Annotated in this window: 21 protein-coding genes, 3 tRNA genes and 1 pseudogene; 8 read left to right on the plus strand and 17 right to left on the minus strand. The window is 50.0% G+C overall.

The annotated features are described in order from the left end of the window. Positions 1–130: 130 nt before the first annotated feature. Complete coding sequence (gene xth / locus J7445_RS11770; RefSeq protein ID WP_019271373.1) at positions 131–901, minus strand: exodeoxyribonuclease III; 771 nt, start codon at positions 899–901, stop codon at positions 131–133. Positions 902–1,090: 189 nt separating this feature from the next. Then, on the minus strand, positions 1,091–1,372 hold the full coding sequence (locus J7445_RS11775) for an ArsR/SmtB family transcription factor (RefSeq protein ID WP_070656723.1): 282 nt from the start codon (positions 1,370–1,372) through the stop codon (positions 1,091–1,093). A 564-nt stretch (positions 1,373–1,936) separates the two neighbouring features. Here J7445_RS11775 and J7445_RS11780 point away from each other — a divergent pair. Further along, the gene (locus tag J7445_RS11780; RefSeq protein ID WP_209283074.1) at positions 1,937–2,818 is read left to right on the plus strand and encodes a lysophospholipid acyltransferase family protein; all 882 of its coding nucleotides are present in this window, start codon (positions 1,937–1,939) and stop codon (positions 2,816–2,818) included. Positions 2,819–3,052: 234 nt separating this feature from the next. Here the strand turns inward: J7445_RS11780 and J7445_RS12385 are convergent. Both J7445_RS12385 and J7445_RS11785 read right to left on the minus strand, forming a co-directional pair. Next, a pseudogene (locus J7445_RS12385) lies at positions 3,053–3,136 on the minus strand (IS481 family transposase); the annotation flags it as partial. 146 nt (positions 3,137–3,282) lie between these two features. Continuing rightward, positions 3,283–4,290, minus strand: a complete 1,008-nt coding sequence (locus J7445_RS11785) for an IS5 family transposase (RefSeq protein WP_209283075.1) — start codon at positions 4,288–4,290, stop codon at positions 3,283–3,285. Positions 4,291–4,466: 176 nt separating this feature from the next. Between J7445_RS11785 and argC the strand changes: the two genes are divergently transcribed. Beyond that, on the plus strand, positions 4,467–5,510 hold the full coding sequence (gene argC, locus J7445_RS11790; protein ID WP_019271088.1) for an N-acetyl-gamma-glutamyl-phosphate reductase: 1,044 nt from the start codon (positions 4,467–4,469) through the stop codon (positions 5,508–5,510). 96 nt (positions 5,511–5,606) lie between these two features. Here the strand turns inward: argC and aroB are convergent, their stop codons facing one another. The 3 genes from aroB to glnE all read right to left on the minus strand — a co-directional run bounded on the left by aroB (position 5,607) and on the right by glnE (position 10,788). Next, positions 5,607–6,686, minus strand: coding sequence for a 3-dehydroquinate synthase (gene aroB / locus J7445_RS11795; protein ID WP_070654885.1), 1,080 nt, complete (start codon positions 6,684–6,686; stop codon positions 5,607–5,609). Between the two features lie 203 nt (positions 6,687–6,889). After that, entirely contained in the window at positions 6,890–7,696 is an 807-nt protein-coding gene (locus J7445_RS11800; RefSeq protein WP_209283076.1) for an integrase core domain-containing protein, read from the minus strand. A 401-nt stretch (positions 7,697–8,097) separates the two neighbouring features. Beyond that, positions 8,098–10,788: a bifunctional [glutamate--ammonia ligase]-adenylyl-L-tyrosine phosphorylase/[glutamate--ammonia-ligase] adenylyltransferase gene (gene glnE / locus J7445_RS11805; protein WP_146736261.1), complete on the minus strand. Its 2,691-nt coding sequence runs from the start codon at positions 10,786–10,788 to the stop codon at positions 8,098–8,100. A 259-nt stretch (positions 10,789–11,047) separates the two neighbouring features. Here glnE and dapD point away from each other — a divergent pair, with 259 nt between their 5' ends. The 3 genes from dapD (at position 11,048) to J7445_RS11820 (ending at position 13,234) form a co-directional block, all read left to right on the plus strand. Continuing rightward, complete coding sequence (dapD, locus tag J7445_RS11810) at positions 11,048–11,869, plus strand: 2,3,4,5-tetrahydropyridine-2,6-dicarboxylate N-succinyltransferase (protein ID WP_146736262.1); 822 nt, start codon at positions 11,048–11,050, stop codon at positions 11,867–11,869. A 323-nt stretch (positions 11,870–12,192) separates the two neighbouring features. Further along, positions 12,193–12,798: a glutathione S-transferase N-terminal domain-containing protein gene (locus tag J7445_RS11815; RefSeq protein WP_070654702.1), complete on the plus strand. Its 606-nt coding sequence runs from the start codon at positions 12,193–12,195 to the stop codon at positions 12,796–12,798. A 19-nt stretch (positions 12,799–12,817) separates the two neighbouring features. Beyond that, the gene (locus tag J7445_RS11820) at positions 12,818–13,234 is read left to right on the plus strand and encodes a ClpXP protease specificity-enhancing factor (protein ID WP_019271652.1); all 417 of its coding nucleotides are present in this window, start codon (positions 12,818–12,820) and stop codon (positions 13,232–13,234) included. A gap of 83 nt (positions 13,235–13,317) precedes the next feature. Here the strand turns inward: J7445_RS11820 and J7445_RS11825 are convergent, their stop codons facing one another. Both J7445_RS11825 and J7445_RS11830 read right to left on the minus strand, forming a co-directional pair. Then, positions 13,318–13,815: a GNAT family N-acetyltransferase gene (locus tag J7445_RS11825; RefSeq protein WP_070654704.1), complete on the minus strand. Its 498-nt coding sequence runs from the start codon at positions 13,813–13,815 to the stop codon at positions 13,318–13,320. Positions 13,816–13,833: 18 nt separating this feature from the next. Continuing rightward, positions 13,834–14,367 carry an isochorismatase family protein gene (locus J7445_RS11830; RefSeq protein ID WP_070654706.1) on the minus strand — a complete coding sequence of 178 codons (534 nt, stop codon included), beginning with the start codon at positions 14,365–14,367 and terminating at the stop codon, positions 13,834–13,836. Between the two features lie 202 nt (positions 14,368–14,569). Between J7445_RS11830 and J7445_RS11835 the strand changes: the two genes are divergently transcribed. After that, entirely contained in the window at positions 14,570–14,818 is a 249-nt protein-coding gene (locus tag J7445_RS11835; RefSeq protein WP_003743713.1) for a GlsB/YeaQ/YmgE family stress response membrane protein, read from the plus strand. A gap of 210 nt (positions 14,819–15,028) precedes the next feature. Here J7445_RS11835 and J7445_RS11840 read toward each other — a convergent pair. The 3 genes from J7445_RS11840 to J7445_RS11850 form a co-directional block, all read right to left on the minus strand. Further along, positions 15,029–15,104: transfer RNA gene (locus tag J7445_RS11840), tRNA-His, on the minus strand. Between the two features lie 16 nt (positions 15,105–15,120). Continuing rightward, positions 15,121–15,197, minus strand: a tRNA-Arg gene (locus tag J7445_RS11845). A gap of 27 nt (positions 15,198–15,224) precedes the next feature. Beyond that, positions 15,225–15,302, minus strand: a tRNA-Pro gene (locus tag J7445_RS11850). 240 nt (positions 15,303–15,542) lie between these two features. On the opposite strand from J7445_RS11850, the gene folD reads away from it, so the two are divergent. Continuing rightward, the gene (folD, locus tag J7445_RS11855) at positions 15,543–16,394 is read left to right on the plus strand and encodes a bifunctional methylenetetrahydrofolate dehydrogenase/methenyltetrahydrofolate cyclohydrolase FolD (protein ID WP_070654708.1); all 852 of its coding nucleotides are present in this window, start codon (positions 15,543–15,545) and stop codon (positions 16,392–16,394) included. Between the two features lie 152 nt (positions 16,395–16,546). On the opposite strand, the gene rfbA is transcribed toward folD, so the two are convergent. The 3 genes from rfbA to rffG are packed head-to-tail and all read right to left on the minus strand — an operon-like array spanning position 16,547 to position 18,957. Further along, positions 16,547–17,413, minus strand: coding sequence for a glucose-1-phosphate thymidylyltransferase RfbA (gene rfbA, locus J7445_RS11860; RefSeq protein ID WP_070654711.1), 867 nt, complete (start codon positions 17,411–17,413; stop codon positions 16,547–16,549). Between the two features lie 53 nt (positions 17,414–17,466). Continuing rightward, positions 17,467–17,838 (minus strand): adenosylhomocysteinase, encoded by a 372-nt coding sequence (locus J7445_RS11865; RefSeq protein ID WP_186805554.1) that lies wholly within the window; start codon positions 17,836–17,838, stop codon positions 17,467–17,469. 54 nt (positions 17,839–17,892) lie between these two features. Continuing rightward, on the minus strand, positions 17,893–18,957 hold the full coding sequence (gene rffG / locus J7445_RS11870; RefSeq protein ID WP_070654713.1) for a dTDP-glucose 4,6-dehydratase: 1,065 nt from the start codon (positions 18,955–18,957) through the stop codon (positions 17,893–17,895). 385 nt (positions 18,958–19,342) lie between these two features. Between rffG and J7445_RS11875 the strand changes: the two genes are divergently transcribed. Beyond that, a complete protein-coding gene (locus tag J7445_RS11875; protein ID WP_070654715.1) occupies positions 19,343–19,945 on the plus strand; it encodes a DUF4112 domain-containing protein in 603 nt (200 codons plus the stop codon). A gap of 228 nt (positions 19,946–20,173) precedes the next feature. Here J7445_RS11875 and J7445_RS11880 read toward each other — a convergent pair whose 3' ends face one another. Together J7445_RS11880 and J7445_RS11885 are read right to left on the minus strand one after the other, a co-directional pair. Next, on the minus strand, positions 20,174–21,778 hold the full coding sequence (locus J7445_RS11880) for a sigma-54-dependent transcriptional regulator (RefSeq protein WP_070654717.1): 1,605 nt from the start codon (positions 21,776–21,778) through the stop codon (positions 20,174–20,176). Next, the gene (locus J7445_RS11885) at positions 21,771–23,360 is read right to left on the minus strand and encodes a sensor histidine kinase (RefSeq protein ID WP_070654719.1); all 1,590 of its coding nucleotides are present in this window, start codon (positions 23,358–23,360) and stop codon (positions 21,771–21,773) included. Before J7445_RS11885 ends, J7445_RS11880 begins: the two co-directional genes overlap by 8 nt. Positions 23,361–23,487 lie beyond the last annotated feature (127 nt).

Below are 23,487 nucleotides of genomic sequence, written 5' to 3' on the forward strand. Positions count from 1 at the left end.
GAGTTTTGGTGGTTTGAATAATAAAAAACCAAACGTCAAACCCGTACACGCCAATACAGCCCGGAATTTAAAAAAGTCGTCTGAAAACCCAATTTTTGATTTTCAGACGACCTTTTTTAAAGATTACGCCTTACAAATCAAATTCAGCCACAACCGGCGCATGGTCGCTCGGGCGTTCTTGCGCGCGCGCGTCCAAATCGACATAAACGTCTTTCAACACGGCAGACAGGGCGGGGCTGATAAGCTGGTGGTCGATGCGCAGTCCGAGTTTGCGTTGGAACATCGCGCCGCGATAGTCAAACCAAGTGTAAAACGCGCCTTCGGGGTGGATTTGGCGCAGGCTGTCAGTCAAGCCCAAATCCAACAGATTTTTGAACCACTGTCTCTCGATGGAAGAACAGTGGATTTTTTCATGCCATTTTTCAGGGTCGTAGCAGTCGGCATCGGCTGGCGCGATATTGAAGTCGCCGAGTAAGACCAGTTTTTCGTGGCGCGTCATTTCGTCGCGGACAAATTCGGTCAAAGCGGCAAACCATTGTTCTTTATATTGGAATTTTGGGCTGTCGAGGGCTTCGCCGTTGACGCAATAAACATTGATGACGCGCACGCCGTTGACGGTTGCGGCGATGACGCGGCGTTGCGGGTCGTCGGGCAGGGCGGGCAGACCGACGTGTACGTCTTGCGGTTCGTTGCGGCTGATGATGGCGACGCCGTTGTAGGTTTTTTGCCCGCTCCAAACGCTGTGCCAGCCCATCATTTGCAGGGCGGCGGCGGGAAATTTGTCTTGGTCGAGCTTAAGCTCTTGCAAAACAAGGACATCGGGTTGATGGTCGGCAAGCCAGTTTTGCACCTGCGGCAGGCGCACGTTGAGGGAATTGACGTTCCAAGTGGTGATTTTCATGCAGATTCCGTGTGTGAGGGTCGTCTGAAAAGCGTTTCGGGCTTTTCGGGCAAAATAAGGACGAAACAAAAGCGGTTCATGCAAAACCGCTTTGTTGGGTAAACGGGACGTTATTGTAACATCAGGGGATTTTGGCGGCTGCCGGTTTTGAAACAAAAATCCGTTTGAGAAAACAATGCTCAACAGCCCTTAGGCGGCTTTACGGTTTTCCAAATGGCGCAGCGTATTGAGAATGGCGGCCGCTTCTTCGGATACCAGTCGGTATTCGATGACGCGGTGGTAGCGGGTGAAATCGATCAAACCTTCGGAGCGCAAACGCGCGAGATGGTTGGAAACAGCAGTCGCAGGCTGTCCGAGTGCTTCGGATAACTCAGCGATGCTGCGTTCGCTGTCCATCAACATGAACAAAATGGTCATGCGTTCGGGGTTGGCGATGAGTTTGAGAAGAGAAGAGAGACGTTTGGTTTCCATGGTGTATGCCTTTCTGTTCGTGTAGTTTGATTTGAGAAGCATTACAAAAAGAAGATGATTGTGATTCTTCTTATATTTTTAAGAAATTTCAAATGCTTATGTTCGTAAGTGTACATCAATCAGGAGCAAAAGAGAGCATTTGCGTTTAAATTTGCCGTAAATAATTGTTGTTTGATCAAATCCCAATGTATTTTAAAACGAGCAAAAAGACGATTTTTTAGAAATGAAAAACAAGGTTTAATTTATAAGAAAATGAAAAGGCAGAAGTGTAGATTTGGGTTGAAATTTAAAAAATAATTTATAAACAGATAAATATAAAAAGCAAAGCTGTTTTTTTGATATTTGTATTGATAGCAGACAACTGTTTTTTAAAATTAACGAAGTTTTAGGGAAAGTCTTGTCTGTACGTTTTCAGTCTGTAAAAATTTTACAACGGTTACTATCAATTTTGTTATTTGGTTTGAAGGAGCATCTTGATGGGAACGGCGTGCAGGCAGTCAACGAGGTATCGACTGCCTGCGTATTCGGCTATACAATCCGACCACCTTTCTTTGGTATACCTTTATGTATATTCTGATTACCTTTTTCTTCAAACTCTTCGCCGCCATGCCTCTGCGCCTGTTGCACGCATTGGCGGGCGTGTTGGGCGGTGTGGTTTATTATCTGCGCCGTGAGGATCGCGAACGCGTATTTGACAATATGCGCACGGCCGGTTTGCAGCCCGATGAAGCGGCGGTCAAGGCTGTGTTCCGCGAAACCGTCAAAGGCGGGTTGGAATTGCCCGTGGCTTTTTTCAGACGACCTGAGAGCATAGAAAAATTGTTTGTAGAAGTACGCGGTTGGGAGCATGTACAGGCTGCGTTGGATGCGGGCGAAGGATTGTTGTTTATTACCCCGCACATCGGCAGCTACGACCTTGCCGGACGATATATCAGCCAACAGCTTCCGTTTCCACTTACGGCGATGTACAAACCGCCGAAGCTCAAAGCGATGGATGAAGTCATGCAGGCGGGGCGCGTACGCGGTAAAGGTAAAACCGCACCGACCAGTATTCAAGGCGTTAAGCAGGTCATCAAAGCCTTGCGTGCGGGCGAAGCCACCATCGTTTTGCCCGACCATGTCCCTGCGCCAGAAGAAGGCGGAGACGGTGTGTGGGCAGAGTTTTTCGGTAAACCGGCTTTTACCATGACGCTGGCAGGCAAGCTCGCGCAGGTAAAAGGGGTTAAGGCATTGTTTTTCTGCGGAGAACGCCTGCCGAAAGGACGCGGGTTTGTCCTGCACATCGAACCCTTACGCGGCGAACTGAACGGCGATAAAGAACACGATGCGCGGGTAATCAATGAATATACGGAATATTGGATAAGCCGGTTCCCGACGCAGTATCTGTTTATGTACAACCGCTACAAACAGCCCGCAGGTGCGCCGGAGCCTCCCGAGCATGGGTGAAAAAATGTGAAATGTCGTCTGAAAACCTGGTGTTTGAATTTTCAGACGACCTTTTTTAATCATTTTTGTGGACGGATTCCACGCTACGGGTTTGTTATAGTGGATTAAATTTAAATCAGGACAAGGCGAGGCAACGCCGTACTGGTTTAAATTTAATCCACTATAGTAATTCGAGGGTGGGGCACACGGATACACGATACGCCGTGCTTAGATTGTAGGAAATCGTCGCATTGTTTACACCACAGGTTGAGAAAAATAAGCCTGCAAGACCTCAAACGGCGTATCACCGTTCAAACTGCGGTGCGGCTTCACAGTGTGAGACCTTTACAAAAAAGCCCTTCCCCCGACAGCCGGAACCCAAACACAGGTTTTCGGCTGTTTTCGCCCCTAATTGCGCCTAATTTTACCCAAATACCCCCTTAATCCTCCCCGGATGCCTGATAATCAGGCATCCGGGCCGCCTTTTAGGCGGCAACAGACACACTTAACCTGTTGGCCGCTTTCAACAGGTTCAAACACATCGCCTTCAGATGGCTTTGCGCACTCACTTTAATCAGCCCGAAATAGGCTGCCCGGGCGTAGCGGAATTTACGGTGCAGCGTACCGAAGCTTTGTTCCACCACATAACGGGTCTTCGATAAATATCGGTTGCGTTTGGTTTGTGCTTCCGTCAGCGGACGGTTGCGGTGGGCTTTGCGCATAATGCCGTCCAGCAACCGATGTTCTTTCAGATGTTGCCGGTTTTCCGCACTGTCGTAGCCTTTGTCGGCATAGACGGTCGTATCTTTGGCTATACCTTCCAGCAAAGGCAACAGGTGGTTGCACTCATGGGTATTGGCGGGAGTGATGTGCAGTTTCTCGATATAGCCTTCCTCATCGGTACGGGTATGTTGTTTGTAACCGAGTCTGTAGAGGCCGTTTTTCTTTGTCCAGCGAGCATCTTTGTCTTTGCTCGGTGTGGTTTGGCCGCTGACTTGTCCTTCTTCATCGACTTCTATGGCTTGACGCTGTTTGCTGCCGGCGGTCTGAATAATGGTGGCGTCAATGACGGCGGCAGATGCTTTCTCTATTTTTAGGCCTTTTTCGGTCAGTTGGCGGTTAATCAGTTCCAGCAATTCGGACAGGGTGTCGTCTTGCGCCAGCCAGTTGCGGTAGCGGCATAAGGTGCTGTAATCGGGGATGCTCAGTTCGTCGAAACGGCAAAACAGGTTGAAATCGATGCGGATGATGAGGCTGTGTTCGAGTTCGGGATCGGAGAGGCTGTGCCATTGTCCGAGCAGGACGGCTTTGAACATGGACAACAGGGGATAGGCGGGACGGCCGCGGTGGTCTCGGACGTAACGGGTTTTTTGACGATTCAGGTATTGCTCGATCGGCTGCCAATCAATCACTTGATCCAACTTCAATAGTGGGAAGCGGTCGATGTGTTTGGCAATCATGGCTTGTGCGGTTTGCTGGAAGAAGGTGCTCATGAGAAATCCCCTAAATGTCTTGGTGGGAATTTAGGGGATTTTGGGGAATTTTGCAAAGGTCTCATAGTGGCTGTTTCCACTATACATCACCGTTCCTCTATAATGGACAACAGTATTTGAACGAAGTCGATACCGGCAAATCTGCCCACATCTAAAAATTACTCTTGGAGAAATTTATGAATTCGAAAATCAAAGTCGGCATCGTCGGTGCAACAGGTTACACCGGCGTAGAGCTTTTGCGGCTTCTCAGCAGTCATCCGAATATTGAAATTACAACGGTAACCAGCCGCAGCGAGTCAGGTAAAGCAGTTTCTGATTACTTTCCCAGTCTGAGGGGAATCTACGATCTGACCTTTCAAACACCCGAACACGCCGGTTTGGAAAAATGCGATATTGTCTTTTTCGCCACCCCAAATGGAATCGCCATGAACGATGCTCCTCGTCTTTTGGAAAAAGGTATCCGCATCGTCGACTTATCCGCTGACTTTCGTATACAGGATATTTCCACATGGGAACATTGGTACAAAATGAAGCACGCCAGCCCCGATATTGTTCCTCAAGCGGTGTACGGGTTAAGTGAATTAAACCGCGATGCCATCGCGTCTGCACAAATCGTTGCCAACCCCGGCTGTTATCCGACCTGCGTTTCACTGCCTTTACTCCCCTTGCTGAAAGAAGGTCGTCTGAAACCGCATATGCCGCTGATTGCGGACTGTAAATCAGGCCTATCCGGCGCAGGTCGGAAAGCTAATACCGGCTCGCTGCTTTGCGAGGCTGGGGATAATTTTAAAGCCTACGGCATTACGGGACACCGACACCAGCCCGAAATTCGGCAAACCATCGCCACATTGCAACCAGGAATTGCCGAACATTTCATCTTCGTTCCCCATCTGACACCCATGATCCGGGGTATGCACGCCACTTTATACCTGCATCTTGAAGACGGTTGCAATCCGGAAGCTGTTTTACACGAATTTTATCGGGACAGTCCTTTTGTGGACATCATGCCTGCCGGTTCAACACCAGAAACCCGCAGCGTGCGCGGTGCAAACCTTTGTCGTATCAGCATCCAAAAATCTTCGTCTGACAATGTATGGATCGCTCTATCCGTCATCGACAACTTAGTTAAAGGGGCAGCAGGACAAGCTGTTCAGAATATGAATATCATGTTCGGCTTTAATGAAAAACTCGGTTTGATACAAACTCCACTCCTACCTTAATCATATGAAAAGGTCGTCTGAAAACTTTTCAGACGACCTTCTCTATTTTGACTCATGCGACAATGAATATGCACAGCACATTTACTGGAATGCGCATTACAAATACGGCTGCAAAGTCCGCTTTAAAATATCAATATCGCTAACTTCAGTAATATTGGCTTCCCCCAAACGGTTCAGCCCGATAAAACGCATCACGCCGCTACTGACCTTTTTGTCATGGCTCATATGGCTAATCCATTTTTCAAACGGGAATTTAGGCGGCAATGACGGCAATCCTGCGGCCTCCATTAAAACAGCGATTCGACGTGTGTCCGCATCGGAAATTTTACCCAATTCTTCGGATAATCTACCTGCCAGCACGCAACCCGCTGCCACTGCCTCACCATGCAACCATACTCCGTAACCCATTTCCGCCTCGATGGCGTGTCCGAAAGTATGGCCAAGATTAAGCCACGCGCGGATACCTTGTTCGGTTTCATCTTTGACAACAATGTCGGCTTTCATTTTGCAGCAGTGATATACCGCCTGCGTCAATTTCTCTTGGTTTTGCGCCATCAAATCCGCAACATTTTGTTCCAACCACTCAAAGAAATCAACATCGCCAAGCGCACCATATTTAATAACTTCCGCCATACCTGCCGATAATTCTCGGCGCGGCAAGGTCTTCAATGTTTCCAAATCAGCCAAGACCGCCTGCGGTTGGTAAAACGCACCAATCATATTTTTTCCAAGCGGATGGTTGATGCCCGTCTTCCCACCTACTGATGAATCCACTTGACTCAACAGAGTTGTCGGGATTTGGATAAACGGCGCACCTCGCTGGTACGTTGCAGCGGCAAAGCCGACCATATCGCCGATTACCCCGCCACCCAATGCAATTAGTGTGGTTTTCCGTTCGGCCCTGTTTTCCATCAATCCGTCAAAAATAAGGTTCAATGTCTGCCAGTTTTTATATTTTTCGCCATCCGGCAAGATAATGCTGAAATGCCTGATACCGATTCTGTCCAAACTCATTTGAAGACTTTTCAGATATAAAGGCGCAACAGTCTCGTTGGTTATGATTGCGGCCGTTTTATTCAAATAAGGCTCAAGTAAACTATCAGCCTGACCGATAAGATCGTACCCGATAAAAATAGGATATTGATGAGACGGAGTTTGAACAGTCAAAGTACGCATAGGAGAAGACTCCTTGTCAAAATAAATCATGTGGGAACAACGCAAAATAATATACGCTTGCCGCTCCGTTGAAAACTGACTAGATGATAAAGAACGTTTTATCAAGCAAAACCAATAGGGCTGCAAGCGTATAACTAAAGGTCATCTGAAACCGTTTTTATTACATTTCAGACGACCTAATCTGTAGAAAAACATCGCGTTGTTTACACCACAGGTTGAGAAAAATAAGCCTGCAAGACCTCAAACGGCGTATCGCCGTTCAAACTGCGGTGCGGCTTCACAGTGTTATAGAAATTAATAAAGCGGCACAACTCCTTTCGCCGGTGTTCAGGACTGTCAAACAACTGTTTCTCATGCCACATCTCCATCAGGGTGCGGATAACACGTTCCGCCTTACCGTTGGTCTGTGGACGGGCAACCCGGGTAAACTTTTGACCAATCCCGTTCTCATAACAGGCTACACCAAAAGCATGGTTGGCCGAGCCTTTATATTCCGTACCGTTGTCGGAGTAAACGCACTCAATCAGATATGGGCAGGGATCAATCAGGTGTTCGGTCAGAAACTTGGCGGCACTGTCTGCAGTTTTGTCCGGCAAAATGGCGGCGTATAGCTCCCTTGAGAAATCGTCGATGGCGACAAACAGGTAATCCCGCTTATCGGTGGCTTTCTGCCCTTTGAGCAGCGGCAGCCGTTTGGTATCGAGATGTACCGGCTCTCCGGGGTAGGATTTATTGTAGCGTTTGGCCTGCTTTTTGAGTTTTTCCTGAATACCGCGTTCTACCTTGGCCAGGCGTTTCATTCCGTACTTAGCCTGTTTGAAACGGTTGTTGGTACTGGTTTGGGGTTTGAGCAGTCTGCCTCTTGCGGCTTTAAGGGCGCGGTAAATGGTGACGCGGCTGACTTGGTAGCGGCGTGCCAGGGAGGTGATGCTTTCCTTCCCCTGCGTGTAGGCCAGCCAAATGGCTTGGCGGTGGTGCGGGGTGAGACGTGTATTTTTGTGTATGTTCATGTTTCAGTATTCTCCTGGAAATACTGTAAACAATGCTACTGGTTTCTACACTTAGATTGATTTGAAACCCAACGAAAACCGGATAATTCGCAATGTCGGTTTCGACAACCTATAGTGGATTAAATTTAAACCAGTACGGCGTTGCCTCGCCTTGTCCTGATTTAAATTTAATCCACTATAATTTGTCTAAAGGTCGTCTGAAAAGCGTTTTCAGACGACCTTTGGTTTTGTCGGTGTGAATGGTAGCGTGGGCTTTGCTCACGAAAATGGCAAGTAAAAGAGGTTGTCTGAAATTTGGGGTGTGGTTCGTGGGCAGAGCCCACGCTACGGGTTTGCAGTGATTCGTAGGTGGAACTCACGCTATGCGGTTAATGACTTAATTCCCCTTCGTAATACCTGCTTTATCCGAGCTTTGCTTCTTCGCCGAACACTTCCCGCCACAATTTCCTGACATTGCCGTAATGGGACAGCAATTCGTCGGTTACTTCGGTTTTTTCCGCGTCGCGCAGTTTGGTGTTGTGCTGCTGCTGGCGGTAGAAGCGGTAGGCGGTGCGGCTTTGTTCGGCGAGGGTTTTGTCGATGAGGCCGCAGTCGGCGGCGATGTTCAAGAGGGCGATGTTGCCGTAGTTGTCGAGGAGTTGCGGATATTTTCGGGCATGGGCAAGGATGAGGTATTGGACGATAAATTCGACGTCGACCACGCCGCCGCGCGCGTATTTGACGTTGTTGTCAACTGGCGGATGGGTGGGGAACATTTTTTCGCGCATTTCGATGATTTCGCCTGCCAAGGCGGTTTGGTCGCGTTCGGCGGTGAGGATTTCGGTGCGGATGCGGTCGAAGGCCGTCTGAATTTCGGGTGTGCCGCAGATGAAGCGGGCGCGGGTGAGGGACTGGTGTTCCCATGTCCATGCGTTTTCGCGCTGGTATTTTTCGAAGGCGGCGATGCTGTGGGCGAGGAAGCCGGCGTCGCCGTTGGGGCGCAGGCGCAGGTCGGTTTCGTAGAGGCTGCCTGCGCCGGTGGCGGCGGATAGCCAGTTGGTCAGGCGGCGGGCGAGGCGGCTGTACACGTCGCCTGCGTCGGGATGGGGATCGTCGTAGAGGTAGACGAGGTCGAGGTCGGAGGCGTAGCCGAGTTCTTTGCCGCCGAGTTTGCCGTAGCCGACGACGGCGAATTGCGGGGTGTCGCGGTGTTTTTTGGGCATGTCCGCCCATGCGCACGGCAGGGCGGCGGCGAGGATGGTGTCGGCGAGGTCGGAGAGTTGGTCGGAGAGGGATTCTACGGTCCACAGTCCGGCGAGGTCTTGGACGGCGAGGCGGAAGACTTGGGCGTGTTGGAAGCGGCGCAGGGTGTCCATTTGCGCTTCGGTGTCGCCGCCGCAGGCTTTGAGGTCGTCTGAAAGGGCGGTGGCGAGGGCTTGCCAGTCGAACGCGGTATCCAAAAGCTGCGCGCTGATGAGTTCGTCCAGCAGAATCGGGTATTTGCTCAGATACGCCGCCACCCATGAGCTTTGGCTCATAATCTGCGCCAGTTGCGCCAAGGTTTGCGGATGTTCGTTGAGGAAGGCGAGATAGGCGGAGCGGCGGCTGATGTTTTCGAGGAAGTCAAACAGCCGCATCAGCGTATCGGTCGGGTTGTTTTGCTCGGCCGCCGCCTGTACCAACAGCGGCACAATGGCGTCAAAACGCGGCTGGGCGTGTGCGGAAAGGTGGCGGTATTTATGGCCGTGCCGGATTTGGTCGAGCCTTGCGACGATGGTTTCGGCATCGAACCCGTGTTCTTTCAGACGACCTTGCCGCTCTTCTTCGTCGGGTTTGTCCTGCCATGCCCACTGCCATTCGCTGTTGTCCTGTGTTTGCTCTTCGGGTTCGCTCAAAATTTCGTTGAACAACTGATTGACCTTGTTACGATGAACGTTGAGGTCGTCTGAAAAGGCGGCGTAGCTGTCGAAACCCATGCTTTCGGCGAGCAGTTGCTGCTGTTCGGGCGAGGCGGGCAGGGTTTGGGTTTGCTGGTCGTCCCAGTATTGCAGGCGGTGTTCGACGTCGCGCAGGAAGCGGTAGGCGGCAAGCAGGGTTTCGACGTTTTCAGACGGCATGATGCCCAATTCGGCAAGTTTCATCAGCGTTTCCTGCGTGCCTTTCAGTTGCAGAGCGCGCATTTGTCCGCCGCGTATCATTTGGAAAATTTGGGCGATAAATTCGACTTCGCGGATGCCACCTGCGCCGAGTTTGATGTTGTCCGCCATGCCTTTTTTACTGACTTCGCTGCGGATTTGGCGGTGCAGGTTGCGCATCGCTTCATACGCGCTGTAATCCAGATATTTTCGGAACACAAAAGGGCGCACCAGCGCTTTGATGTCGTTCGGATATGGCGTAACCACGCGGCCTTTGCACCATGCGTAGCGTTCCCATTCGCGTCCCTGCGTAATCAAATATTGCTCCAGCGCAGTTTCGCTCAATACCAGCGCGCCGGAATCGCCGTCCGGCCGCAGCCGCATATCAACGCGGAACACCTGTCCGTCGGCGGTGATGTCGTTCAGCAGCGCAATCAGTTTCTGCCCGACTTTGGTGAAAAATTCCTGATTACCGCGTTCGCGCCTGCCGTCGGTGTCGCCCGATTCGGGATAGACGAAAATCAAATCGATGTCGGAAGACACGTTCAACTCATAGCCGCCCGCCTTGCCCATCGCCACCACGCTCAAATGTTGCGGCGATTTGGTATAACGTCCGATCGGCGTGCCGTACATGTCCCGATAATAGGCGTAGGCGAAATCCAGCGCGGTATTGACGGCAAAATCGGCAAACAGCGTAATCGTGCGGGTTACTTCGTTCAAATCGCTGATGCGGTTTATATCGCGCACGATAATCTGCGACACCACATAACGGCGCAACTCGCGCAACTGCCGCGCCAATTCTTCCTCGTTTTCTTCCGCGCGGATTTTGTCCCAGTCGGCAAAGGCTTGGAAATCTGCTTCAGTCAAAACCTTGTCCAGCATGGGCAGGAAGATTTCGGGCTTGAGTTTGCCGTTGTCGAGCTGGCGGGCAAGGAAGAGGGAATGGCGGCGGGCGGTGTCGAGGCGGTTGTCGGACATTTCGGATTCCGTTTGGAAAGATGGCGGGAATGGTAGAGTGGATTAACTTTAAATCAGGACAGGGCGAGGTAATGCCGTACCGGTTTAAAGTCAAGGCACTATATCATAGCAATCTTGGAGGTCATCTGAAACAGCAAAACACCTTTCAGACGACCTTTGCAAAAGCTGACGGCAAAGCGTTTACATGGCAAAATACCGCCTGTTTGCGGGTCATCCGAATTTTTCAGACGACCTTTTACCCTCTTCAAAAGGAATCCCCATGTCTTTGCAAAACATCATCGAAACCGCCTTTGAAAACCGCGCGGACATCACCCCGACCACCGTTACCCCCGAAGTCAAAGAAGCCGTGTTGGAAACCATCCGCCAACTCGATTCAGGCAAATTGCGCGTCGCCGAACGCTTGGGCATAGGCGAGTGGAAAGTCAACGAATGGGCGAAAAAAGCCGTCCTGCTTTCCTTCCGCATCCAAGACAACGAAGTCCTCAACGACGGCGTGAACAAATACTTCGACAAAGTGCCGACCAAGTTTGCCGACTGGTCTGAAGACGAATTCCGCGCTGCCGGTTTCCGCGCCGTACCCGGTGCCGTTGCGCGCCGCGGCAGCTTTGTTGCTAAAAACGTCGTTTTGATGCCGTCTTATGTCAACATCGGCGCATACGTTGACGAAGGCGCGATGGTCGATACTTGGGCGACCGTCGGTTCTTGCGCCCAAATCGGTAAAAACGTCCACTTGAGCGGCGGCGTCGGCATCGGCGGCGTACTCGAACCCCTGCAAGCCAGCCCGACCATCATTGAAGACAACTGTTTCATCGGCGCGCGTTCCGAAATCGTCGAAGGCGTGATTGTCGAAGAAGGCAGCGTGATTTCCATGGGCGTGTTCATCGGACAATCCACCAAAATCCTCGACCGCACCACCGGCGAAATCTACCAAGGCCGCGTACCGGCAGGCTCGGTTGTCGTGTCCGGCAGCATGCCTTCCAAAGACGGCAGCCACAGCCTTTACTGCGCCGTCATCGTCAAACGCGTGGACGCACAAACCCGCGCCAAAACCAGCGTGAACGAATTGCTGCGCGGTATTTAATCGGCAAACAGAAAAGGGGAGAGGTCGTCTGAAATAGCGCAAAACATAAATGTGTTTCAGGCAAATGGTTCCCTTGTTCGAATGGAAAGAGGTCGTCTGAAAACCGGATTTCGGGTTTTCAGACGACCTCTTTGTTTACGATATGTGGCGATATTACGTTGTATGACTTAAGATAGAGAAGTCGAAAAATATAATTTAAAACAATATATTATCCTGTTTTTCTAGAATTGTTGTATGCAATCGCGTATAATTCTGCGATTAATTTGTTTAACGGTCGTATCAGACGCAGGCCGTCTGAAACCGGATACAGGAGCCCAATTACCATGATGACCTTATATTCAGGCATTACCTGCCCGTTCAGCCATCGCTGCCGTTTCGTGTTGTACGAAAAAGGCATGGATTTTGAAATCAAAGATGTCGATATTTTCAACAAACCCGAAGACCTTGCCGTCATGAATCCGTACAATCAAGTACCTGTTTTGGTTGAACGCGACCTCATCTTGCACGAGTCCAACATCATCAATGAATATATCGACGAACGTTTCCCGCATCCGCAACTGATGCCCGGCGATCCCGTGATGCGCGGACGCGGGCGTTTGGTGTTGTTCCGCATGGAAAAAGAATTGTTCAACTACGTTCATGTTTTGGAAAACCCCAACGCGACCAACAAAGAACAGGCTAAAGCGCGCGAAGCCATCGGTAACGGGCTGACAATGCTGGCTCCTGCTTTTGCGAAGAGCAAATACATCCTCGGCGAAGATTTTTCTATGATTGACGTAGCGCTGTCTCCCTTGTTGTGGCGGCTTGATCATTACGACATCAAACTCGGCAAATCCGCCGCACCTTTGTTGAAATACGCCGAGCGCATTTTCCAACGCGAGGCCTTCATCGAAGCGCTGACGCCCGCCGAGAAAGCCATGCGCCGATAAGCTTCCGAAAGGAGATACCATGACGACTTCGACCAAACCCTATCTGCTTCGTGCCTTATATGAATGGTGTACGGACAATGGCCAAACGCCGCATCTGGTCGTTTGGGTTAACGAACATACCCGCGTACCCATGCAATATGTCCGCGACAATGAAATCGTACTGAATATTGGCCCGACCGCCAGCCATAATCTGAATATCGATAACGATTGGATCAGCTTTTCCGCCCGTTTCGGCGGGGTGGCGCACGATATTTGGATTCCCGTCGGCCATGTTATCAGCATCTTCTCCCGCGAAAGCGGGGAGGGGATGGGGTTCGAAGTCGAGCCTTACGAAGCGGATGCTTCCGGTAATGAGTCGCAGCAGGAGCCGGCGGCAGATAAGCCGACTGACAGCGGGCCTGCCAAGTCGGGCAAGGTATTGAAGTTCGTCAAATAAAACGAAAGGTCGTCTGAAAGTAGATTTCAGACGACCTTTTTACTGATACGCATGATCTTTCAGGTTAGGTTCTTTGGGGAGGATTACGTTATCTGTTTGCCCAAGATGACCACATCCGCTTCAAATGTTTCCAAATCGCACACTGCGGGCAATCTGCCCCATTCTTGAAAACCGAACGAGTGGAAAAGATGCAGGCTGGGGTGGTTGTGTCCGAAAATCACGGCCAAAACGTTTTTAATACCCAAGGAGGGCGCACGCTCCAGCATATTGCGTAGCAGGATTTTACCCACGCCGACCCCGCGCATATTGTGTCGGACATAAATACTGATTTCCGCGCTGATGTGAAACGCGTGGCGCGGATAATAATCGCTGAAGCTGCCCCATGCCAGCAATTCGCCGCTATGGTTTTTCAAGACATAAAGCGGGCGTTTGCCGGAATGTGATTCAAACCAAGGCTTACGGGTTTCGATGCTGACGGGCGATAAATCGGCGGTGGATTGGCGCGCTTCAATCGTACTGTTGTAGATTTCGACAATGTCGGGCAGGTCTTCTGTTTTTGCCGGAGTAATCGTGTATTCCATTTTCAGACGACCTGCCGGCTATTGGATGAGTTTGGAAATGGTTTTAAAGGCAGGATGTTTCGCATCACCCATCAGGTTGAATAATAGACTCTCAACGTTGGATACGGCGGCTCCGGCAGTAAGCATCTGCTGCAAGGCATTGTCTTTGTTAAGCGGGTTTCTGGAGGTGGTACATTCGTAAGGGATGTGGACGCGGATATTGTGCTTGAGCAAGTCCAAGGTCGTCTGAAGCATACAGATGTGCGCTTCCGCACCGATTAAGATGATGTTTTCGATTTGTTTCTCTTTCAGAATGGCCATGACTTCGGGTGATGCGGCGGAAAAACGGGTTTTTTCGAATATCGGCGTATTGTGCAGAAGCAGGGATATGGCGGAAACCGTTTTACCCAAACCTTTTGGATATTGTTCCGTTGCTGCAAACGGTATGTTTAGAGCCGACAAACCTTGCAGCAGGATGCGGCAATGTTCGATCATTTGTTCACTGCCGTGCAATGCGGGCAGCAGGCGTTCCTGAATATCGACAATCAGGCAAAGCGTATTTTCCGTGTTCATTTGAATTTCCTTTCAGACGACCTTGGGAAGAGGTTGTTTGTGTATATGCTGCATCAAAACGGTAAAAGTACTTAAAGTCTGTTTATTTTAAGAAAAACAAGTGGGAAAGGTAAGACGGTCGGTCAAACTGTTCTGTATTATACAAAGGCTTTTCTAAGAAGAGCCAATTAAAACAACTTACATATCACACGGAGGTAATACTATGGGATGGATCGTTACGATTATTATCGGTTTCATCGTTGGTGCTTTGGCAAAATTCCTGCATCCGGGTAAGGAAAATTTCGGATTCATTATGACGACTCTGTTGGGTATTGGCGGGTCGGCGTTGGCAGGATTTGTGGGGCAAAAATTAGGTTGGTATCACGTGGGTGAACCTGCCGGATGGATTGCCTCAACCATTTTCGCCGTAATCATTTTGGCGGTTTATACACGGTTTTTGAAAAACCGCTAATCTGATATAGATGATTAAAGCAGGCCGGAATATCGGTCTGCATTTAGGATTGAAATGGAAAAGCCCATGTTGTTATTTCCCGTACAAGCGGGAACGGCAGCTTGGGCTTTTTGGTTTGAACTTTATATATTTGAAAGAAAAATGGGGGTATAGATAATGGAACAATATAAAAAGTAAAAGACCTGCATATTTTATGCAGGTCTTTTATTTTGGGGTGGCTGATGGGGCTCGAACCCACGACAACTGGAATCACAATCCAGGGCTCTACCAACTGAGCTACAGCCACCGTAAAACTAAAATTTTGGCACGCCCGACAGGAATCGAACCTGTAACCCCCGACTTAGAAGGTCGGTGCTCTATCCGGTTGAGCTACGGGCGCTCATGCCGATTCGTGCTAAAGCATTATTGGTCGGGGCGGTGGGATTCGAACTCACGACCCTCTGCTCCCAAAGCAGATGCGCTAACCGGGCTGCGCTACGCCCCGACTTGAAGAGTGAAACTATACAGATAGGTTTGTAAAAGGTCAACTGTATTTTTAAGTTTGTTTTTATTTCTTGTCCTATCTTTTTATTTTTTATTAAGATTTATTTTTATGAGTATGCCAGGAAATAGAATGAGAATATGAGTTTGAATGTGCAGGAATGTGGTTTTACGGGGTGTGTCAAACCGGTTTAAAAATGCGATAATCGCCGATATTGTTCATTTTGATTGGGAAGGAAGGTTTATGGCTGCACAATTAATCAACGGTAAAGAGGTGTCGGTCAAAAGACTGGCAAAAGTTGCCGAAGCGGTGGTAAAGCGTCAGGAAGATGGTTTGCGCGAACCTTGTTTGGCGGTCATTTTGGTGGGTAATGATCCTGCCAGTGCGGTATATGTCCGCAATAAAAAGCTGGCTTGCGAAAAATGCGGTATCCGTTCTTTGTCTTATGAGCTGTCTGAATCGACTTCCCAAGAAGAGTTGTTGGATTTGGTCGGGCGATTAAATGAGGATGATGCTGTGGACGGTATTTTGGTGCAGCTTCCGTTGCCGGCACATATCAACAGTCAGGCCGTTCTGGAAAATATTGTTCCACATAAGGATGTGGACGGCTTCCATCCTTACAATATAGGACGGCTGGTGGTGAAAATGCCGCTGATGCGACCATGTACGCCCAAAGGCGTAATGACGCTTTTGGAAGAATACGGGGTCGATTCAAAAGGGAAAAAAGCGGTTGTTGTCGGCGCTTCAAATATTGTAGGCAGACCTCAGGCTTTGGAACTATTGTTGGCACGCGCGACGGTAACGGTATGCCACAGCGCGACGCAGAATCTTGCTGATGAAGTGGCTGCGGCGGATATTTTGGTCGTTGGCGTGGGTATCCCGAATTTTGTTAAAGGCAGTTGGATTAAGCCCGGTGCGGTTGTGATTGATGTCGGTATTAACCGTTTGGAAGATGGCAGTTTGTGCGGTGATGTGGAGTTTGATGTGGCAAAAGAACGGGCTGGCATGATTACCCCTGTTCCCGGTGGCGTTGGCCCGATGACGATTGCGACGCTTTTGGAAAATACCTTGCACGCGGCTGCACTGCATGACTGAATGATATAAATTGTTATGGAAAAGCCGAGCCGGAATACACGGGAGGGATACGGTATCCCGCGTGTTCCGGCTTGGCTTTTTGATGTCGTGGTAAAGGTCGTCTGAAATCAGTTGGTACATGATTGTCCCTTACGATTTCAGACGACCTTTTTTCATTTTTTCAACAGGTGCAGCAGATATTGACCGTATTGGTTTTTCGCCATCGGGCGGGCGAGTTCTTCCAAACGCTCGTCTGAAAGCCAGCCGTTGCGCCAAGCGATTTCTTCGAGGCAGGCAACTTGCAGGTCTTGGATGTTTTGCACGGTTTGGACGAATGAGGCGGCTTCGTGCAGGCTTTCGTGCGTACCGGTGTCCAACCATGCAAAGCCGCGTCCCAAAAGCTGGACGGACAATGAACCGTCGTCAATATACATTTGGTTGAGAGAGCTGATTTCGAGTTCGCCGCGTGCGGAGGGTTTGACTTGTTTGGCAAACTCGACGACGCGGTTGTCGTAGAAATATAAGCCTGTTACCGCCCAGTCGGATTTGGGCTGTTTCGGTTTTTCTTCGATGGATAAGGCGTTGAAGTTTTCGTCAAATTCAACGACGCCGAAACGTTCGGGGTCTTTGACTTGGTAGCCGAACACGGTGGCACCGTGTTTTTTAGAAGCGACTTGCTTCAGGGTTTGGGTGAACGACTGACCATAGAAAATATTGTCGCCCAAGACCAAGCAGACGTTGTCGTTGCCGATAAATTCTTCGCCGATGATGAATGCTTGCGCCAAGCCGTCGGGGCTGGGCTGCTCGGCATAGCTGATGGAGATGCCGAAATCGCTGCCGTCACCGAGCAGTCGTCTGAAAGAGGGATTGTCTTCGGGAGTGGTGATGACCAAGATTTCGCGTATTCCTGTCAACATCAATACGGACAGGGGATAGTAAATCATGGGTTTGTCGTACACGGGCAGAAGCTGTTTGGACACGCCGCGCGTGATGGGGTAGAGGCGTGTGCCGCTGCCGCCGGCAAGGATGATGCCTTTCATGGGTTTTCTCCTGAGTAGTGTGTGTTTGCGTGATTTTCAGACGGCCTTCGGTCTTAAAGAGGCTTGCCGTTTCTCATGCCGAAGAAGCTTTTGATATCGAAGTAAATGGAACGGATGTCACCAGCTTCATTTTGAACATCAATACGGTCATAGACGCTGTCATTTTTCTTTAACAGAGCTTGTCCGACTACACGATATTCAGGCATGTGTTCTTCAATCCAGGAGTATTCGGCGGCAATGCCACTCATAGTATCATTTTCAATGATGACAATTGCCCTTTCGATAGAGCTACCATCGGCTTTTATTGTCTTCTGAACTGTCGTTTGTGCAACATGATGTCGTGTTTCTTTGGCTGAAATTGGCGTAGAAACAAACAAGACGGAGGTCAAAGTTGCTAATAAGAAAATGCGGAATGGAGAGTACATGGATATTCCTTTGTATGATGAAGTCTGATGTTTTCAATAGAAGGATTGCATAGTTTACAACTTACCTAAACGTTCCAAACGGTAGCTGCCGTTCAATACGTTTTGCCACCAGGTTTTGTTGTCCAAATACCATTGCACTGTTTTGCGGATACCGGATTCAAACGTTTCCTGCGGTTTCCAACCCAGTTCCCTGCCGATTTTGGCGGCGTCGATGGCGTAGCGCACATCATGACCAGGGCGGTCTTGCACGAAGGTAATCAAATCTTCGTACCGTGCTACGCCGGCAGGTTTTTCAGGAACGAGTTCTTCCAGCAGTGCGCAGATGGTTTTGACCACTTCAATATTGGCTTTTTCGTTGTGGCCACCGATATTGTAGGTTTCGCCGACGACGCCTTCGGTAACAACCTGATACAGCGCGCGGGCGTGGTCTTCGACAAACAGCCAGTCGCGGATTTGCATCCCGTCGCCGTACACGGGCAGGGGTTTGCCATCGAGCGCGTTCAGAATCATCAACGGAATGAGTTTTTCGGGGAAGTGATAAGGGCCATAGTTGTTCGAGCAGTTGGTTACGATGGTCGGCAGTCCGTAAGTGCGCAGCCATGCGCGGACGAGATGGTCGCTGGAAGCCTTGGAAGCGGAGTAGGGGCTGGACGGGGCGTAGGGCGTGGTTTCGGTAAACAAATCATCCGTACCGTGCAAGTCGCCATAAACTTCATCGGTGGAAATATGGTGGAAACGGAAAGCTTCGCGTTTTTCAGACGACATTTGCTGCCAATAGGCACGCGCAGCTTCCAGTAGGTTGAACGTGCCGACGATGTTGGTTTGGATGAATTCGCCGGCAGAATCAATCGAGCGGTCAACATGACTTTCCGCCGCCAAGTGCATCACGGCATCGGGCTGGTGTTGCGTAAATACGCGGTCAAGTTCGGCACGATCACAGATATCCACTTGCTCAAAAGCGTAACGAGGGCTGTTGGCTACGTCGGTCAGCGATTCGAGATTGCCCGCGTAAGTTAACTTGTCGAGATTGATGACAGAATCTTGGGTATTTTGGATGATGTGGCGGACCACTGCCGAGCCGATAAAGCCCGCGCCGCCGGTAACGAGGATTTTTTTCATGGGATGGGTCTAAGATACAGTACAGCCTTGAATTATAACTGTATATATATTTTTTGTATCTTGGATATCAATTAATATCACGGCATTATTTTGATATTTCGGTAGATCATCTCATTTAACTCTAAGAATATCATGAAGATATTTTCTATGATTATTTTGGCGTACCTTAAACGTTTTACTATAATTTAATTTCAGCAGCATGAATCCCAACAGTCCAGCCATCTTAAATCCGTAATTAAGTCTTCCCCTTAAAAGACAATCGAATTTTGCATCGTCCCTGAATGAAAATTTGTATAAAATGCTATTGGCAATATTGAAAAAGAAATTATTAAAATAAATTTTGTTTGTCAAAACCCTTTTATTAACCCAATACAATAAAATCATTATGAAACACACACCTATACCTTATGAACGTCAGGAAATCATCCGACGTGAGCGCGAGTTGGCTAAATATGCCAATACTATGGATAGTTTGTTTTGCATTCCTTTTACCAAGCAGGGCATCGGCGTTGATGCCATATTGTCGCTGATTCCTTTTGTTGGGGATATTGCCGGACTTTTGTTGACGATGAAGGCTTTTCGCATGGGGCGGGAGTTGGGCGTGCCGGATCATAAAATGCGTCCTGCTGTATATCTTGCTTTTGCCGATATGTTGCTCGGCATGATTCCTGTTGTCGCTACGCTTATTGATATTTTCTTACAGCCGAGCCGCCGTACTTTGAAAGTTATCAATGAGCATGTGCGTAGTGAGTATGGCATCGACTACGACATACATTTGGAGCGTCCGTTTATGCACACGGCTTTGGAAAAGAAACAACAACAATCAGATTTTTGGCGCAAACCTGTTGCGGCTTGGTTGTATCTGCATCTGCCTGATTTTTTCGGCTTGATTGCGCTGGTGTTGATGGGTTGGATAACGGTTGCAGTAAGTAGATGGGTATGGAGCGGTATGGCTTATCTGTTTCACGCTGTTGCCGGTTGGTTTTGAATGCTTGTGATTTGAATGGAGATATATAGCAGGCTAAGTTTAAATCAATATTGCGTTGCAATGTCGCAGTATAGAGAGAATGGCTCCCTAAGTATGAGCGTACCAAGTGGACTGGTTTCGTACTGTCTATACTATCCGCGATTTTGTCCTAATTTAAACTCAACCTCTATATCTAAAACATACGTTTAGGTTTTGCTTCCTAAACGTGCAGATAATGCAAATGCAAACTTAATTGATGTCCAAACGTTCCATACGGTAGCGCATGGAGCGGAAGCTGATGCCCAAAAGCTTGGCAGCCTGAGTGCGGTTGTAACGGGTTTGCTGCAACGCTTGTTCGATAATGCCGCGCTCGATTTGGTCAAGGTAGTCTTGAATCTGCATGGTGCGCGGGTCAAACGGCGGAAGCGGCTGATGATCCAAAGTTTCGCCTTTTTGTGTTTCGGAATCGACGATGTCATCGAGATCGAGGTTTGGATGGTCGTTTTTTGGTGTCGGCGTATTTTGGATTTGCAAGTCGTCTAGCTGGATAACTTGTCCAACAGTCAGGGCGACGGCGCGTTCGAGGATGTTTTCAAGTTCGCGGAAGTTGCCGGGATAGCTGTAATGCAGCAGGGCTTCTTGCGCTTTGGGACTGAGTTTGTAGGTTTGCGTACCGTGGCGGTGTTTGTAGAGTAGGTACAAAATCAGCGCGCCCAAGTCTTCACGCATTTCGCGCAGGGGCGGCATGTGCAGGGTAACGACGTTGAGGCGGTAATATAAGTCTTGGCGGAACGCGCCGCTGTCAACGAGGGCTTCGAGGTTTTTATGGGTGGCGCAGATGATACGGACATCGACGAAAGTTTCGCGAGCATCACCGATGCGGCGCACAGCTTTTTCTTGAATGGCGCGCAGGAGTTTGACTTGCATGGCAAGCGGCAAGTCGGCAACTTCGTCGAGGAACAATGTGCCGCCGTCGGCGTGTTGGAAGAACCCGAGACGGTCTTGGTCGGCGCCGGTAAAGCTGCCTTTTTTGTAGCCGAAGAATTCGCTTTCCATCAGGTTTTCAGGAATCGCGCCGCAGTTGACCGCGATAAAGGGCTTGTCGGCGCGATCGGACAATTCGTGGATGGTACGCGCCGCCTGCTCTTTACCGGTACCCGACTCGCCGGAAATATAAACGGGCACGCCGCTGCGGGCGAGGCGGCGGATAAGGTGGCGGACTTCAACCATTTGGGGCGAACTGCCGAGCAGCCGCGGCATATCTTCTTCGCCACCCAATTCGGGCACGTCTTCGTTCGCACGCATAGCGATTTCACCGGTGGCAAAGCGTTCTTTCATGGAACGCAGACCTTCAGGAACGGTAACGGAGCCGCTCAAGTCGCGTTTGGGTGGCTTGGGCGGAGTTTTGGGCTTGTTGAATGCGGCAGCGACGGGCGCGGACGGTTTTTCGGTTGGCGGCTGGGTAATTTCGTCGGTGCTGTTGGAAACAGAGACGGCGGATTTAACCAGCGAGCGAAGTTGGGAAAGGGTAATCGGCTTTTGCAGGTAGTCGAACGCACCCGCATTAAGGGCTTCGACCGCCTGGTCGGCATTACCGAAGGCGGTAATGACGGCGACAGGGGTGTCGAGCATGAGTTCGTCTATGTATTGGACGACTTCGAGACCGGAGCCGTCGGGCATCCGCATATCGGTCAAGACGAGGGAATAGTCGTTGTTGTCAAGCTTGTCTTTGGCATCTTCTACGCCGACGGCGGTCTGCACGCGCAACCCCATCTTCATCAGCGTCATTTCCATCAAGTCACGGATGTCGGCCTCGTCGTCGACGACCAATACTGGGTCTTGCAGCTTACTCATTGTGTTCTCTCGGTAAAATCAGTTCGAATCCGTTCATTTCGGGGTGGTAATGGAGTTGACCCATATTGGCGTGTGCCAGTTCGCGGGCAACGTACAATCCCAATCCCGTACCTTGTTTTTCAGTGGTGTAGAACGGCTCGAAGAGATGGTTGCGGACTTCGGGCGAAATGCCTTTGCCGTTATCGGCAACGACGATGGAAATGTGCATCCTGCCGCTGGGGCGGATCAGGACGGTAATCGCGTTTTCGTCCTGACGGCTGTGCCTCCATGCGTTATTGCAGAGGTTCCACATGATTTGTTGGATGTGCATCACATCAGCGAGGACGGTAAGGTTGTTGCCGTCCATGTTCATGCGCAGGCAGCCGATGGCTTCGGAATTGTTGAGTGTGAACTCTTGTTTGAAGTCGAGCCAGAATTTCATCAGGTTAATCGGCTCGCGGCTGATGTTGTCGCGTTTGTTGAGCAGGGAGATGTCTTCCAACATTTTGTCGATGCGCTGGATGTTGCTGTCGATGATACCGCAAAGCTTGGCTTTAACGGGATCGGGTTCGGCATCGTCATCACTTTCTTGCAGCAAATCGCTGGCATGACGGATGGCGGACATCGGATTGCGGATTTCGTGGGCGAGGTTCGCGGTAAGCTGTCCGAGCGAGGTGAGCTTGGTAGACATAGCTTCTGCCGCGACTTCGCGCAGCGAGCGGACATACAACATGAGCAGTTCCGTCTGTTCCTGAATCAGCGGGACGGCGCGGACGTGCATGGCGTGTTGAAAGATGTGGATATCGGTTTCAAACGGTTTGTCGGGATGATATTGCCAGCGTGTAACCAATTCGCCGAACACGACTTCTTGCTGGTCAACCACCAAACCAGGGAAATAGGTTTTTGCCTGTTTGTTAAAAAGCCAGACGCGTTGGGTGCTGTCGATGACGATAACGGCTTCCTGCACGCGGTTGAGAACGAGGCGGTTCAACCCGCTGATACGGCGGTAGGCAAGCTGATGGCGGCTGGCGGATTCGGTTGCTTGTTCCAGATAGCGGGCGGCGAACGAAGTCAGCATGGCAACGAGGTAACACGCGCCGCTAAGCAGAACCGTAGTAATCAGAGGCTGCGTATCCCAATCAAACGGATGCAGGCGGATGCTGCCGTCGAGCAGCAGATTGAAGAAAAACAGCATGGACGCGTAGCCTGCGTACAGCATAGGGTAATGCCCGTAGCTGAGGAGACAGGACGTCGCGACAAAAGGAAGGACAAGGATACCGAAACCCGAATCGACTCCGCCGGCGATATACACCAGTATCATCATCATCGAAATATCGACGACTGCGCTGGCATTGGGCAAATCCAAAGTCTGCCATTGCCAGTCCGGACGGGCGACGGATAACAAGATGAGGAAGGAATACAGCGCTGCCCAACTGTAAAATTCGACAGGAGGGAATGACATACCGACATGGGTGCCATTGCTGTAAACGCCGAAAGCATGCATAACCAACAGCGGCAGCACGATGGCTATGCGGGCGATATTGATTAAACCGGGTATCCGCTCGCTCAGGTTTCCCAGTTCCTGAAAGCCGGATTTACTCATATCCGCAACCCTTTTTGTTTATTTTTATCATTATTAGTACCTGTTTTTGAAATCGTTCTGCGATATTTCCGCAGACGGTCGTAAATATTTTTTTAATTTTGTCAGCATAACATAAAACGACCGTGTT

The organism is Neisseria sicca (assembly GCF_017753665.1).
Lineage (GTDB): Bacteria > Pseudomonadota > Gammaproteobacteria > Burkholderiales > Neisseriaceae > Neisseria > Neisseria flava.